Raw genomic sequence first — 16,266 nt, 5'->3', positions numbered from 1 at the left:
AACCTCTCGCTGTTTTTTTATACTTTTATCTGTGTAACAACAAGAGGTTAATATCATGAGAATAAAAGTATTTGTCTTGCTCATATTAATTCCGGTTTTAGCGAGTGCACAGGATCGGATAACCGGAAGAAATTTTGCTTCGAGAAGTGAGGTGATCGGTAAAAACGGAATGGTTTGCACAAGTCATCCGTTAGCAACACAAGTAGGATTAGATATACTGAAACAAGGTGGATCAGCCATTGATGCGGCTATTGCTGCCAATGCCACTTTAGGGTTGATGGAGCCAACCGGTTCTGGAGTTGGCGGTGATTTGTTTGCTATTGTTTGGGATGCAAAAACACAGAAACTTTATGGTTTAAATGGAAGTGGACGATCACCACAAGATCTTTCATTGGATTATTTTAAAAATCAGGGGTTAGATATGATTCCGTCATTTGGTCCATTACCTGTTACAGTGCCCGGGTGTGTTGATGGCTGGTTTGAGTTACACTCTAAATTTGGAAAACTTCCAATGAAGAATATTTTGCAGCCCGCAATCAATTATGCTGAAGACGGATTTCCATTAACTGAGCTTATTGCTTATTATTGGAAACTATCTGTAAACCGATTTGAAAAGTACCCCAACGTGGTTGATACCTATACCAATAATGGTTTAGCACCTGAGAAAGGACAAATATTTAAGAATCCATATTTAGCTAACACCTATAAAATACTTGCGAATAAAGGTCGGGATGGTTTTTATAAAGGTGAAGTGGCAAAAACAATTGCAGATTTTATTAAAAGTCAGGGTGGTTTTCTTTCAACGAAAGATTTTGCAGCACACCATAGCGAGTGGGTTGATCCTGTTTCAATAAATTACAGGGGTTATGATATATGGGAGTTGCCACCCAATGGTCAGGGTATAACAGCCCTGCAAATGTTATCTATCTTAAAAGGATATTCTTTCAGAAAAGATGAATATGGCACTGCACGTCATTTACATTTGGTAACTGAAGCAAAAAAGCTTGCCTTTGAAGACCGGGCTAAGTATTATGCAGATATGCAAATGGCAGATGTTCCGGTTGAGAAATTAATTTCTGATGAATATGGCAGTGAACGGAGGAATTTAATTAATGAAGAACGTGCAGGATCTTATCAGGCTGGTGAAATAAGTGCCGGAGAAACAATATATCTGACTGTAGCCGATCAATGGGGCAATATGGTTTCGCTGATTCAGAGTAATTACCGTGGAATGGGATCAGGAATGGTTCCACCGGAATTGGGTTTTATGTTGCAGGACAGAGGGGAACTTTTCTCTTTAAATCCTGATCAGGCAAATGTATTTGAGCCTGGCAAAAGACCGTTTCATACCATAATTCCTGCTTTTGTAACGAAAGATGGAAAACCTGTGATGAGTTTTGGCGTGATGGGAGGTGATTTTCAGCCACAGGGACACGTTCAGATTTTAATGAATATCATTGATTTCGGTATGAATCTTCAGGAAGCAGGTGATGCTCCCCGTTTTAGTCACGATGGATCATCTACTCCCACAGGACTTTCCTCAAAAGGAAGAGGTGAGATTCATCTGGAAACAGGATTTGATCCGCAACAAATTTTGGGATTAACGCGGTTAGGTCACCGGGTTACTTATTCGCCGGGGGAATATGGTGGTTATCAGGCAATCTGGTATGACCCAGAAAAAGGTGTTTATTTTGGTGCATCTGAATCCAGGAAAGATGGAAATGCAGCAGGTTATTAAAGATTTAACATTTGTTTTATTCGGTAATAGTTAAAATTTTATTGTGTTAATAATGCATTCAAACTACAAATAAGAGCAACTAATCAAAATAAATTATAAAGGAAGTGTATTTTATATATTTTGGTGGTGTTAAGTATTTTGCATGGATTGGAAGAGATTATTTTTCAGGAATAAAAAACATAATAATTTACTTGAAACCTTCAAGAAGGTTGAGCCTGTGATTTATGATATTTTTTCACCGAGTAATCGCCATATAGGTGATGATTATTTTCGTTATATAGGTCAGAAAATATGTGGATTAATCTCAGCGGATTATTTAATGATTGGTACCTATCAGAATAAACAAAACTCAATTGAGTCTTTGGTTTATTGTAGTAATACTGATTTTTATGACAATATTGTTTATCAAATGAATGACACTCCCTGTGCCAATGTTGTCGGAAAGAAAACACATACAATTACCAGTTGTGCCTGGGAACAATTTACCAGAAATACACCTTTGTCAGAAAATCTTGTAGAAGGTTATATAGGAATTCCGTTATTTAATTCTTCAGATGAGCCAATTGGAATAATAGTGGCTTTATTTAAAGATCCAATTATTCAGGATTATAAAACAATTGAATCACTGATGTATTTGTTTACTCCCCGTTTGAGTACAGAGATTATACATTTGCAAGCTAAAGAAGAAGTTAGAAAGCGTAATGCTGAGTTGGAACTGATGCATCGTGCTTTAAAAGATAAAAATAAGAAACTAGATTATTCAGTTGCAGAATTGCGCAAAGCCCAACTTAAATCAAAAGAATACGATCAGTTAAAATCAACATTCCTTGCTAATTTAAGTCACGAGATAAGAACTCCTTTAAACGTGATTCTTGGATTTATGGAACTGCTTCGGTCTGATTCATTGACTGTTGAAGAACGGGATGAGTACGTTGATATAGTCAATTTAAATGGTTTGCAGCTGCTTAAGGTAATGGATGACCTGATTGATATTTCGAAGTTGCAAACCAGATTGATGCAGGAAGAATATAGCAAGGTTGTGTTGAATGACTTAATGGAGCATACTCATACCTATTTTGCAAAGCAAGCATCAGTTATTAAAAAGAGTGTCAATATCAATTTTGAAAATGGTTTGAAAGACGGAATGGATGTCATCATTTCTGATCAGGAAGCTTTATCAAAAGTGATGAAACATCTCATGGATAATGCCTTGAAATTCACAAATGAAGGTGGTGAAATAAGCTTTGGTTATGAGGTTCAGAATGATCAACTAATGTTTTTTGTGAAAGATAATGGCATTGGAGTTCAGCCTGGTCAGGATGAAGTTATTTTCGATATGTTCCGTCAGGGGTCTGATAGTTTTAAACGTGAGTTTGGTGGCAACGGACTGGGGTTAGCCATATCAAAGAAATATGTAGAGACTTTGGGCGGCCAAATCTGGTTGGATAAAGAATACAAGAAAGGAGCTTGTTTCCGATTTACTATACCCTTTGAATCATCACAAATAAACAATGCCGCATTCAACCTTAAAAGGCAGCCATTAGTAAACCAATATCTTTAGAAGGTAAACTAAAGCGATTGGCTATCAAGTTGTTTGTAAGTATTCCTTTGTACAGATACACACCCTGGCTGATGCCTAAATTTTCTTTTATTAAATTTTGAATGCCTCCTGACTCGCCTATGCTCAATAGGATAGGAGCAAATATATTGCTTAAGGCAATGGATGAAGTGCGTGAAACTCTTGAGGCAATATTAGGTACACAATAATGAATTACTCCATGTTTATGAAAGATAGGGCGATCAAAATTAGTACACTTACTTGTTTCAATACAGCCACCCTGATCCATGCTTAAATCAATGATGATAGAGCCGGGTTTCATTTGCGAAACCTGATCTTCAGTAACCATAAATGTATGTCCTGCCTGCAGGTAACGAAGACTTCCGATCAAAGCATCTGCACTTTGCATGGCTTTTGTTACAGCCGGTGGATGTAATACTGAAGTAAAAATGCGTTGTCCAATATTACGTTCAAGTTCCCGAAGTCGGTGAAACGAGTTATCAAAAACTTTAACAGATGCACCTAAACCTAATGCAGCTCTGGCAGCAAATTCACCTGCTGTGCCTGCACCTAAAATAACTACTTCGGCTGGCGAAATACCGGTAATGCCACCTAATAATACACCTTTCCCATTATGAGCTTTACTCAGGTATTCACTTGCTATCATTACAGAAGCAGCTCCTTCAATCTCACTCATGCTACGTATGATAGGGTAGCAATCATTACCATCTTTTAAAACTTCGTAGCCAATAGCAATAATCTTTTTATCCATCATTTTTTGGATGGATGCACGACTTTGATTGTATAGATAAATAAGTGAAAAAACAACCTGATTCGGTTTTAGAAGTTCTATTTCTTCGTCGTTGGGAGCTGAAATCTTAAGAATGATGTCGGCCGTAAAAACTTCTTTTTTCTGAACTATTTTGGCTCCGCATTCAGCAAAATCATGGTCGAAATAATTGGCCCTGTCGCCTGCGCCTGCTTCAAAAAGAACCGAATGGCCATTGGCAATAAGTAGCTCAACACCTTGCGGTGAAAGAGGAACACGGTTTTCGAAGAAAGAAAAGTCTTTGGGAATGCCTATGGTAACTAACTTCTTTCTCTTTCCTGTTTCAAGCATTTCTTCTCTGGGTAACAAGTGTGTCTGTCCCATTAAAGAATAAGGTTTGTTTTCGCCCATCATAAGTTAAATGCTACCTGTTATTTATGTAAATTCCAATCTGCCTGAAGATAGCAAAAAAGATCAACTTTCAGAAAAGTTATTGTTTCTCAATGGTTAGTTTTCGCCTTCCATCCATTTCTTCAGTAATGTGCAACTCAAGACGACCTTTGGGTAATAATGAAGCAATCTTTTCAGGCCATTCAATCATACAATGGTGCCCTGAGTATAAGTAATCTTCATAACCCATGTCGTAAGCCTCTTCCTCTTCTTTCAGCCTGTAAAAATCGAAATGGTAAACAATATCATCTTCCTGGTTATGGTATTCGTTTACAATGGCAAAACTAGGGCTGTTAACTGTGTCTTCAATGTTTAATGCCTTACAAAGCGCTTTAATAAAAGTAGTTTTGCCAACTCCCATTTCTCCATAAAAAGCCATCACCCGTTCGTCGGCATATTCAGCAAGAAAGGCTTGTGCAACCTCATCGATTTTATCTAATGAATCAATATAAAATGTATTCATATCATACTATTGTGTCTGCAAAAATAATCTTTGGAAACGAAAAAGTCATCAATTATTTTCGGCCTTTTAACTGGGAACAAGGTATTATCATTTCTTCAAGTGAAATACCGCCATGCTGAAAGGTATCGCGATAATAACTTACGTAATGATTGTAATTATTAGGATAGGCAAAAAAGTCGCTGTTGCAGGCAAAAATGTATGTGGTTGAAATATTTAGTTTTGGTAAAAAGGCTTTGTCAGGTTGCTTAATTTCAAATACCTCTTTTTCTTTATATGCAAGATTTTTCCCTTGCTTATAACGTAAATTCGTGTTTACATTGCGATCACCAATAACTTTAACAGGATTCTGAGCCCTTGTTGTTCCATGATCGGTAGTTAAGATAATCGTCACGTCTTCTTCTTTCAAACGCTGAAGTAATTCTCTTAACGAAGAATGGTTGAACCATGATAAGGTTAGGGATCGGTAGGCTGCTTCGTCGCGTGCCAGCTCTTTAATCATTTTAACTTCAGTACGGGCATGGGAGAGCATATCCACAAAATTGAAAACAATGGCATTTAAATCATTTTCCAAAAGACTGTGGAGATTATCCAGCATGTTTTTGCCGCCTTCGTTGTCGGTTATTTTATGATAGCTGTAACTTGCTTTTTTTCTGAATCGATCGAACAAAGTACCTAATAACTCTTCTTCGTATTGGTTTTTACCCTCTTCTTCATCTTCATCAACCCAGAATTGAGGAAACATCTTTTTTATTTGAGAAGGTAAAAGGCCTGAGAAAATTGAGTTACGTGCATATTGGGTCGCTGTAGGTAATATGCTGTAAAAAGGAGTTTCCTCTTCAATCAGATAATCTGATGAAATAACCCTTTTTAATACTTCCCATTGATCGTATCGGAAGTTATCTATCACAATAAAGAAAACTTTTTTACCCTGATCGAGAAGGGGCAATACTTTGTTTTTTATCAGATGATGTGACATCAATGGTGCATCATCTTCGTTATTTAACCAGTCGATGTAATTTTTTTTGATGAATTTTGTAAACGACTGGTTTGCTTCGTTTTTCTGCATGCGAAGCACTTCGTCCATCGCTCCATCTCCCTGTTCCAATTCAAGCTCCCAATAGATGATTCGTTTGTAAACTTCAACCCAATCTTTATAGGTAAACGAGTCGTTTATTTTGAGTGCAATTTTCCCGAACTGCGACTGGTAGCCCGAAGTGGTGGTCTTAGTAACCAGCTCTTTGGTATTAAGATTCTTTTTGATGGTAAGAAGAATTTGTCTTGGGTTCACAGGCTTAATAAGGTAATCAGCTATTTTATTGCCGATGGCCTGATCCATGATATCTTCTTCTTCACTCTTGGTGATCATCACCACCGGAATCTCAGAACGAAGTTCTTTTAAGAAGTTGAGTGTTTCGAGACCGGATAAGCCAGGCATGTTTTCATCCAGAAAGATAAGATCATAAAAACTCTTCTCAACCATTGTAAGTGCATCCTGACCATTTGTAGATGTTTCAACGGTATAACCTTTTTCTTTCAGAAACATGATATGTGCCCGTAAATGCTCTATTTCATCATCTACCCATAGAATTTTTATGTTGCTGTCGCTCATAACTTTCCCTTTCTTAACTAATAATAATCTTTATAGAACATTTCATAAGATCTGAGAGTTGGTCTCTTCAACAGAATTTCAAGATTCGCTGGTGATATACTCCAAATAAAGTGTTCCTTTCGAATGATATCACGCGTAAGAAAATCATTGGAGTTTATTTCACCAATAAATGCTTTGGCTTCATCTGCGTTATTGAATCCGGCAATATTTAAAGCACGATAATTGGAGCCGAGATCAATCAAATCTACTTTTATTCGGGTTCCAAATTTGTTGCGTGCGAAATTGGCATAGATTGTTTTTAGTCTATTGTAATCTAACCTTGTTTTCTCAATTATTACGATAATATTATGTGTCGTATCCGGAGCATAACTATAAATAGATCTTCGTTTTGGTTTTTCCGGTTGCTTTACTTCTTCAGTTTTAGTTGAATCAGCAACAGGTGATGTTGTAACATTGGCTGCTTCTTCTACTTTATCGCCTGCTTTATTTTCTTCAACTTCCGTTGTTTCTTTTGCTTGTTCAGCAGTAGTTTCAATTAATTCTTCAACTTTTTCTTCCTCTTGTTTTGAAGCACTTTCATCAATTTCAGGTTCTTCTTTTCTTACTTTGTCCAGCTCTTTTTTCGTAACCATGGTCAGATAGTAAGTGTTGAAGAATTCCATGTATTCCTTTATCAGACCTGATAAATAGAACTTATTGGCATTTGATTGTGAGATAACAGCAATGTTGTCTTTAAAAAAGTCAAATTTGAAAAACTCGGGTCTTTCGCGCAACGAATAGAAATAGTCCATTGCCTCACCTTTGTTTTTAAATCCACTAACGATGATGGCTTTGTCACCATTTATCAACGTTTGCTCTTTTATTTCGAAATCGTGCAATAAGTAGCGCGAAAAGTTATAATCTGCCACATTGTAAATTGCCCGGTTCACATTAGCAGGTTCAATCTTCATAACCACTAATTCATATGGTTCGTTTTCGGTATAAACAAACTGAAGTTGGTTGGCAGATGTTCCACCTTCATCGGACAGATTGTTGATATCCGAACTTGTTCTTGATCCCTGAGGTGTTGCCGAAAACAAAGTTCCCTGAACAGGTGTCTTTCCTTCTTCCAGGTGCTTAATAAGCTGTTCAGCCAAAGCAGATTCTTCTGTCCCTGGTGCTTTGATAATTAATGAGTCGAGATCGCTTCTAAAGAAACCTGTGTTACCTAGTTTTCCTTGAGATAGTGCTCTTAAAAGATAATATTTAGGCAATAAAGGATTATCATTCTTTGATTCGATTACCTCACTACTTTTTCCTATTACATCGATAAAACGACCAAAGAGAAAGTCTTCATATGTTTTTTCGTAGGCAAGATCTTGTTCTTTCTGAATCTTATCCAGTTTAGAAAAGAAATCCGGATCGTTCAGGTAAGTTACAAAACGACTGTCTGGAAATTCGGTTTCAAGTCTTCGACGGGTTGATGCCATACCGGTCTCATCTCTATTTAGTCGATAAGCATTATAAAGAGCTACTAAAGCTTGATCTCTCATGCGACCTTCAGGATATCGTTTCAGCAGGTCCTCTAAAGATTCTATCGATTTTGGGTAGTTCTCCAGGCGATCCATGAACAAAAGTCCCATCTCCATCAACGATGTTTCAATCTTATCATCTGAAACGGCTCTGGCTTCAGGAGTAAGCGGAATGTCAGCCAGTAACTGCTGACGAGTAGGAATATTTCCTGATGAAGGAGTTGATGGAGAATCTTCCTCTGCTGCCTCATCTGCTTTTTTACCTAATGCATCAGCAAGTGGATTATCCGGGGCATCAAACGGATCTTCAGGCATCAAATCCTCATCCATGTTTTTACTCTTATCACTCCGTCTCCAGTTATCTTCAAGCTTACGCTTACCCCAACGTTTCTGGAATTCAGTTTTCCCTGATGCTTTCGATACCTGGTTATAAAAATACCATTTGCCGCCTGATTGATTTGAATTTACAGTGCTTTGATTATTCTGCAGGAAAAATGGATCTTCAGAATCTTCCTTTTCTTGTCTTTCACGCTCTAATCGTTCTTCTTCCTCCTTCTTCTTTTTGTCAATGATGTCATCCAGGTAAGCCAGTAATACAGGTTCACTCATATCTGCCAGACGTTGCAAACTATCCTCGTTCTCAACAATCAGAATGTTCTCAACCAAGCCACTTAAGCCAGCATGTCGTTCTACTAATTCGTCATACGATTCAACCTCCTCGTTGATTACCATCAGCGCGCTATCGTAATAGTAGTAGGCATCGGGGTAGTCGAAACGATTATAATATATTTCGGCAGCATCAATATACGATTGAGCTTTCTGATCATTATTATCAATACTGCTGTTGATCGATTTAATATAATAGGCCAACGCTTCGTCGAGGTCGTTTTCCTGTTCCGATACCTGTCCGAAAGCCCAATAGATACGATCAAGATATTCTTTGTTCTTTTTATCTTTACGTAGTTTTGTCAGCTCTTTTTTAACAGTTGCAATATCGGCATCATTATAGAGTACAGAAGCTTTGATCACTTTTGCATTAAATGTCATTTCGTAATCAGGGCTATTTTTGGAAACATAAGTAAATGCTTCTACTGCTTCTTTTTTCTGATTTGTTTCGAGATAAAGCTGCCCCAGGATGTATGTAAACCGAAGTCGTTGTTTACGGTCCACATTGTTGGCAATATTATTTTTAAGGTAAGGAATGGCTTCAGGATATTTTCCCTGCTTCAGCAATAAATTAGCATAAGCAGCCATATACTCTCCATATAAATCGATAGGGGCATTGCCTCCCAAATCATAGCTTTCAAGTGCCGACAAAGCTCCAATGTAATCCTGGTATTCAGTATATGCCCGTGCAAGCCAAATAAGCCCTTCGTATTGAGCAGGCTTATTATTGTATTCACGAATAACATATTGAAAAGTTCGGATAGCAGGTAAAAAATCATGTTTGTAAAACTGAGCTTTACCAATCAAAAGGTAAGCATCATCAACCCACTCATTATATTCTTTTTGTGAATAAAATTCTGCGGACCGGGTACTTTTTGATCCGGATTTTTTCTTTGGTTTGGCGGTAATGGAATGTTTTTTAATCAGCTTTCCACCTTTTTCGATAGCACGCTCCATATTGCTCGTTGCCACACCAATGGCACTCTTATCAGATGACTCATACATGGGAAGAATACGGTTATAATCATTGTTATAACCATCCCTGATGGATTTTACACCTGCATTGAGGGCTTCCTTGCCATTGAAATAGACATTGTAATAGGCAGTTAGGTTATGGTAGTTACGGCTGAGCCATGTATTCTTTTTTGTGCTACAGCCAACCAGCACTAATATTACAATAAGTACAAAACCGGTTCTTCTATATATCATGTAATGCGACGTCTTCTTAATCAAGATTAAAACTCAATTTGAGCAAAAATATTTCATTAAAACACAAAAATTGCCCTGTAGAGTAAAAACAATTTCTAAATTTACCAATTATCGCTGAATTGCAAACCATTCGTAAGGGTTGGTTATTGAACAGACCAAAGATATTGAATCATGAGAATTAATGTTATTGAGGATGATAAGGTGTTTAATAAACTGATTGAACACACTTTGAAGCTCAATCCTGATTATGAGGTACAGTCTTATTTTAATGGTAAGGATTTTATCAGAAATTTAAACGATAATCCTGATGTGGTAACTCTTGATTTGGGGTTGCCTGATTTTACTGGTAATGAAATTCTGAAAAAAATTAAGCGTTTTAATCCTGAGATTGATGTGATTGTGATTTCTGGTCAGGATGATATTTCTACTGCTGTTCAACTACTGAAGGAAGGTGCATACGATTACATAACAAAGGATGAGAATATTAAGGATCGACTGTTACACAGTATTCAAAACATCCGTAAAAACAAGAATCTTAAGAACGAGATAAGTCAGCTAAAGTCTGAAATCAGCAATAAATACCAGTATAAGAATGCTATTATTGGCGATAGTCCGGCTATTAAAGAGGTTTTTGCCTTGATAGATAAAGCCATTAAAGTACCCAACATAAATGTTTCGGTTTATGGTGAGACAGGAACGGGTAAGGAATTGATCGCAAAAACCATTCACTATAACTCACCCCGTAAAGACAGTCCGTTTATTGCAGTTAATATGGGGGCTATTCCTAAAGAATTGATCGAGAGTGAGCTTTTTGGTCACGAAAAAGGAGCGTTTACGGGAGCCATAACTTCAAAAAAAGGAAAATTTGAAGAAGCTGATGGAGGTACAGTTTTTCTGGATGAGATAGGGGAGATGGATTTTAATTTGCAGGTTAAGCTATTGCGTGTGCTTCAGGAACGCGAAATTACACGTGTTGGAGGAAATGCAGTTATTAAAATTAATACCCGTATCATAACGGCAACCAATAAGGATTTGGCAGAAGAAGTGCGGGCAGGTAATTTCCGTGAAGATTTATACTATCGATTATTGGGTTTGCCAATTCATCTGCCTCCATTGAAAGATAGGAGGAATGACACACTTTTACTTACTCAGCACTTTATTGCAGCCTTTTGTAAGGAAAATGGATTGGAGAAACTGGAACTGACACCAGCTGCCAAGAAAAAAATATTAAGTCACCGGTTTCCGGGTAATGTTCGTGAGTTAAAGGCGGTTGTTGAATTAGGAGCTGTAATGACAAATTCCAATATTATTGATCAGGAGCACATTATTTTTAACTCAACTCAATCCGAAGAAGATCTTTTTAATGAGGAAATGACATTGAAAGAATTTACCGAACGGATTATTCGTCATTACCTTAAAAAATATAACAACAATGTATTACTGGTGGCTGATAAACTGGATATGGGAAAGTCGACCATCTACAATCTGTTGAAGAAGGATAAAGAAGGATAGCGATTGTTCTTTTTGATAAAATAAAAACGCGCAAAGAGTGAATTCCTTGCGCGTTTATAATATATAATGTTTGTCTAGTCAAGCTTAAGTACTGCCAGGAAGGCCTTTTGCGGAACTTCCACATTACCCACCTGCTTCATACGCTTTTTACCTTTCTTCTGTTTTTCCAATAGTTTACGTTTACGCGAGATATCTCCACCATAACATTTGGCAGTTACATCTTTACGAACGGCTTTAACTGTTTCGCGGGCAATAACTTTAGCACCAATGGCAGCCTGAATCGCAATGTCGAATTGCTGACGAGGTATCAGTTCCTTCAATTTCTCACACATACGGCGGCCAAATGTCTGCGCATTATCGAAGTGGATAAGTGATGAAAGAGCATCTACACTTTCTCCATTAAGCAGAATATCCAACCGAACCAGTTTGGCAGCCCTAAAACCTGTTTGGTGATAGTCAAACGATGCATAACCTTTGGAAATACTCTTCAACTTGTCGTAGAAATCAAATACAATCTCAGCCAATGGCATATCAAATTCCAGATCAACACGATCAGCTGTCAGGTAATGCTGTTTCATTAAAGTACCTCGCTTGTTCAAACAAAGCGACATGATACTTCCAATGTAATCAGCCTTTGTAATGACGGAAGCCTTAATATAAGGTTCTTCTACATGATCCAGCACAGTGGGTTCAGGTAACTCGGATGGTGTATGAATATGGATAATTTCACCTTTTTTGGTGTGCGCAATATATGGCACGTTAGGCACGGTAGTAATTACAGCCATGTCAAATTCACGATCCAGACGCTCCTGGATAATCTCCATATGAAGCAGACCTAAGAACCCACAACGAAATCCGAATCCAAGTGCTGCCGATGATTCAGGCTCGTAAGTTAAGGAGGCATCATTCAACTGAAGTTTTTCCATTGCCGCGCGTAAGTCTTCATAGTCTTCGGCATCAATCGGATAAACACCCGCAAATACCATTGGTTTTACTTCTTCGAAACCTGAAATGGCTTTGCTGCAACTATTTTTTACATGGGTAATGGTATCACCCACTTTTACTTCTTTACTGGTTTTAATACCTGAAATGATATAACCTACATCACCGGTACGTAGTTCTTTTCGGGGTTCCATAGTAAGGCGCAGAACACCAATTTCGTCAGCATCATATTGTTTGCCGGTGTTAAAGAACTTAACAAGGTCTCCTTTGCTGATGCTTCCGTTTACAACTTTAAAGTAAGCGATGATACCACGAAAAGAGTTAAATACTGAGTCGAAAATCAAACACTGAAGCGGAGCATCAGGATCCCCAACCGGAGCAGGTACTCGGTGGATTAATGCTTCCAGAATGTTTTCAACACCTTCGCCGGTCTTACCACTGGCTCTGATAATATCTTCGCGATCGCAGCCAATCAGGTCTATAATCTGATCTTCCACTTCCTCAGGCATGGCATTGGGTAAGTCCATTTTATTGAGGATAGGAATAATTTCCAAATCGTGTTCGATAGCCTGATAAAGGTTCGATATAGTTTGTGCCTGAATACCCTGTGTTGCATCAACAATCAATAAAGCTCCCTCACAGGCAGCAATGGATCGTGATACCTCATATGAAAAGTCAACGTGTCCAGGGGTATCAATCAGGTTCAGAACGTATTTTTCATTATTGTATTCAAAGTCCATTTGTATGGCATGACTCTTAATAGTAATGCCTCGCTCACGTTCCAGATCCATATCATCCAGAACCTGAGCCTGAAGATCTTTATCTGAAACAGTTTTGGTAAATTCCAATAAGCGGTCTGCCAGGGTACTTTTACCATGGTCGATATGGGCTATGATGCAAAAGTTACGTATGTTCTTCATTTAAAAACTATTATACTGCTCGTTCAACCTCTTTTTTTCAACTTCACAAATCAGGTGTGCAAAGATACTTATTTCCTTGAATTATCACTTCAAGCCGATGAAAGTAAAATTACTAATAAAATTAGGAAGCAATCAAGACTTGTATTGAGTTTTGTTAAGTGTAGATAGTATGGGGAATTAAATCTTTTAACAGGTCATCAAATATTTAATAGTACAAACGATTAATTTTTGAATGATCCGTTTTTAGAGAAACAAAAAAAAAGGGACTCATATGAATCCCTTTTTCTATATTAAGAATGATAATTTTACATCATACCTGGCATTCCGCCACCCATTCCGCCGCCCATAGGAGGCATAGCTGGAGCTTCTTCTTTTTCTTCTACTAAAACACACTCAGTAGTTAAGAACATACCAGCAATAGAAGCAGCATTTTCAAGAGCTACGCGAGTTACCTTAGCCGGATCGATCACTCCGCTTTCCAATAGGTTTTCAAAACGGTCGAAACGAGCGTTGTATCCAAAGTCAGCTGTTCCTTCAGCAACTTTTTGTACAATTACAGCACCTTCTTTACCTGCGTTGAATGCAATCTGACGCAATGGCTCTTCGATAGCACGTTTAACGATTTCAATTCCGGTAGTTTCGTCTTCAGTTTCTCCTTTTAATCCTTCAAGAGTAGAAATGGCGCGAACAAAAGCAACACCACCACCAGGAACAATACCTTCTTCAACAGCAGCACGGGTTGCACTTAATGCATCATCAACACGGTCTTTCTTCTCTTTCATTTCAACTTCAGAAGCAGCACCTACGTATAGAACAGCAACACCACCAGCTAATTTAGCTAAACGCTCTTGTAATTTCTCACGATCATAGTCAGAAGTTGTGTTTGCAATCTGAGCTTTGATTTGAGCAACTCGTCCGTCAATTACTTCTTTTTGACCAGCACCATTTACAACAGTAGTATTTTCTTTATCGATAGTTACTTTTTCAGCTTCTCCAAGCATTTCTAAAGTAGCATTCTCTAATTTCAAACCAGTTTCTTCAGAAATTACAGTACCACCTGTTAATACTGCGATATCCTGTAACATTTCTTTACGACGGTCACCAAATCCAGGAGCTTTAACAGCTGCAACTTTCAATGAACCACGTAGGCGGTTAACAACCAATGTAGCCAATGCTTCGCCATCTACATCCTCTGCAATGATAACCAAAGGACGACCAGCCTGAGCAGTTGCTTCCAAAACAGGAAGAAGATCTTTCATGGTAGAAATCTTCTTGTCGTGGATTAAGATCATTGGATGTTCCATTTCAGCTTCCATTTTCTCTGTATTAGTTACAAAGTATGGAGAGATATAACCGCGGTCGAACTGCATACCTTCAACAACTTCTACAGTTGTATCAGTACCTTTTGCTTCTTCAACAGTGATAACACCTTCTTTGCTTACTTTTTCCATTGCCTCAGCAATCAACTTACCGATCATACTGTCGTTGTTGGCCGAAATAGTCGCAACTTGTTCAATTTTTTCGCTGTGCTCACCAACTTCCTGCGATTGATCTTTAATACTTGCCACTACAGCAGCAACAGCTTTGTCGATACCACGCTTCAATTCCATTGGATTAGCACCTGCAGTAACGTTTTTCAAACCAACGTTGATAATTGCCTGAGCTAAAACAGTAGCAGTTGTAGTACCATCACCTGCGTCATCACCTGTTTTAGAAGCTACCTCTTTAACCATTTGAGCACCCATATTAGCATATGGATCAGCTAACTCAACTTCTTTAGCAACTGATACACCATCTTTTGTAATGGCTGGTGCACCAAATTTCTTATCAATAATTACGTTGCGGCCTTTAGGACCCAATGTTACTTTAACTGCATTTGCCAACTCGTCAACACCTTGCTTTAATAGTTCGCGAGCTTCAATATTGAATTTTATTTCTTTAGCCATTTTTATTTTTTTTAATTTCGTTACTTAATGTCAGTATTTTAGACGTTTATATATACGTCTGTCTTCTGACTGAAAACTAACTAACTAATTTTTAAAGGATATACAACACATCAGACTGAGACATCAACAGGTAATCAGTACCATCGATGTTTAATTCAGTTCCGCTATACTTACCATAAAGCACAACATCACCTGTATTAATTTCCATTTCTTCGTCTTTTTTAGCAGCACCTACTAAAACAACTTCGCCCTGTAATGGCTTTTCTTTTGCTGAATCAGGAATGATAATACCACTAGAAGTTTTAGTTTCAGCTTCCTGTGGCTTAACCAAAATTTTACCGGCTAAAACTTTACCTTTTAAATCTGACATATCTATTAAATTTTAAGATTAAACTATTTTACGCTGGCAAGAATCTCACAAAGTATGCCAAATACAATTTACGGGTATTTTTGATAAAAAGTCTGCCTTTTTTTCAGTTATCTGTCACGGGGCTGTGTCATGAAAAGTCAAAATTGCAGAATGTGTTAGCTGTGACTGTCAGCTAACATTGTGTTGGTATAAACAAAAAGCCGGTCCTTCAATGAAAGACCGGCTTACTATATTTTCATCCTACTTAGGCTATTCAGCGCCTTCAGTAGTTGTTTCCTGAGTTTGATCACCTTCTGCCGGAGTAGGAAATGCAGGTACTTCTTGTTGTTGCTGTGGTAATGCATTAATTTTTTCATCTACTTCAGCACTACTGGCAGTAGCTTTAGGTAATACCATTACTGCAACAAATGATAGGATTAAAAGAGCACCAGCCAAAGTCCATGTAGCTTTTTCAAGGAAGTCAGTGGTTTTTCGAACTCCCATTACCTGATTGGAAGCTGAAAAATTAGAAGCTAAACCTCCACCTTTTGAGTTTTGAACCAAAACGATAAGGATTAGAAGGATGCTCGCTATAATAACTAGTATCGAAATAAACGAATACAT

Annotated in this window: 11 protein-coding genes; 3 read left to right on the top strand and 8 right to left on the bottom strand. The window is 37.8% G+C overall.

The window, feature by feature from the left end:
* The first annotated feature begins 55 nt into the window (after positions 1-55).
* Both ggt and ACRD62_RS01910 read left to right on the top strand, forming a co-directional pair.
* The gene (ggt, locus tag ACRD62_RS01915) at positions 56-1,738 is read left to right on the top strand and encodes a gamma-glutamyltransferase (RefSeq protein ID WP_430818427.1); all 1,683 of its coding nucleotides are present in this window, start codon (positions 56-58) and stop codon (positions 1,736-1,738) included.
* Positions 1,739-1,880: 142 nt separating this feature from the next.
* On the top strand, positions 1,881-3,299 hold the full coding sequence (locus ACRD62_RS01910) for a sensor histidine kinase (RefSeq protein WP_430818426.1): 1,419 nt from the start codon (positions 1,881-1,883) through the stop codon (positions 3,297-3,299).
* Here ACRD62_RS01910 and ACRD62_RS01905 read toward each other — a convergent pair.
* The 4 genes from ACRD62_RS01905 to porW form a co-directional block, all read right to left on the bottom strand.
* Positions 3,265-4,449: an alanine dehydrogenase gene (locus ACRD62_RS01905; RefSeq protein ID WP_430818425.1), complete on the bottom strand. Its 1,185-nt coding sequence runs from the start codon at positions 4,447-4,449 to the stop codon at positions 3,265-3,267. The two genes, ACRD62_RS01910 and ACRD62_RS01905, sit on opposite strands and share 35 nt — an antisense overlap.
* 106 nt (positions 4,450-4,555) lie before the next feature.
* Entirely contained in the window at positions 4,556-4,978 is a 423-nt protein-coding gene (gene tsaE, locus ACRD62_RS01900; RefSeq protein ID WP_430818424.1) for a tRNA (adenosine(37)-N6)-threonylcarbamoyltransferase complex ATPase subunit type 1 TsaE, read from the bottom strand.
* 52 nt (positions 4,979-5,030) lie between these two features.
* Positions 5,031-6,587, bottom strand: a complete 1,557-nt coding sequence (porX, locus tag ACRD62_RS01895) for a T9SS response regulator signal transducer PorX (RefSeq protein WP_430818423.1) — start codon at positions 6,585-6,587, stop codon at positions 5,031-5,033.
* A gap of 17 nt (positions 6,588-6,604) precedes the next feature.
* Positions 6,605-9,973 carry a type IX secretion system periplasmic lipoprotein PorW/SprE gene (gene porW / locus ACRD62_RS01890; protein WP_430818422.1) on the bottom strand — a complete coding sequence of 1,123 codons (3,369 nt, stop codon included), beginning with the start codon at positions 9,971-9,973 and terminating at the stop codon, positions 6,605-6,607.
* A 171-nt stretch (positions 9,974-10,144) separates the two neighbouring features.
* Here porW and ACRD62_RS01885 point away from each other — a divergent pair, with 171 nt between their 5' ends.
* The gene (locus ACRD62_RS01885) at positions 10,145-11,485 is read left to right on the top strand and encodes a sigma-54-dependent transcriptional regulator (protein WP_430818421.1); all 1,341 of its coding nucleotides are present in this window, start codon (positions 10,145-10,147) and stop codon (positions 11,483-11,485) included.
* 74 nt (positions 11,486-11,559) lie between these two features.
* Here ACRD62_RS01885 and lepA read toward each other — a convergent pair whose 3' ends face one another.
* The 4 genes from lepA to secG form a co-directional block, all read right to left on the bottom strand.
* Complete coding sequence (gene lepA / locus ACRD62_RS01880; protein ID WP_430818420.1) at positions 11,560-13,347, bottom strand: translation elongation factor 4; 1,788 nt, start codon at positions 13,345-13,347, stop codon at positions 11,560-11,562.
* Positions 13,348-13,652: 305 nt separating this feature from the next.
* Positions 13,653-15,293, bottom strand: a complete 1,641-nt coding sequence (groL, locus tag ACRD62_RS01875; protein ID WP_430818419.1) for a chaperonin GroEL — start codon at positions 15,291-15,293, stop codon at positions 13,653-13,655.
* Positions 15,294-15,384: 91 nt separating this feature from the next.
* Positions 15,385-15,663, bottom strand: coding sequence for a co-chaperone GroES (locus ACRD62_RS01870; RefSeq protein WP_430818418.1), 279 nt, complete (start codon positions 15,661-15,663; stop codon positions 15,385-15,387).
* 249 nt (positions 15,664-15,912) lie between these two features.
* Entirely contained in the window at positions 15,913-16,266 is a 354-nt protein-coding gene (secG, locus tag ACRD62_RS01865; protein ID WP_321405707.1) for a preprotein translocase subunit SecG, read from the bottom strand.

It is taken from the genome of Carboxylicivirga caseinilyticus, assembly GCF_050589785.1.
In the GTDB taxonomy this organism is placed as follows: Bacteria; Bacteroidota; Bacteroidia; order Bacteroidales; family Marinilabiliaceae; genus Carboxylicivirga; species Carboxylicivirga caseinilyticus.
The sequence above is the reverse complement of the archived record's forward strand: the minus strand, read 5'-3'. Positions and strand labels throughout refer to the sequence as shown.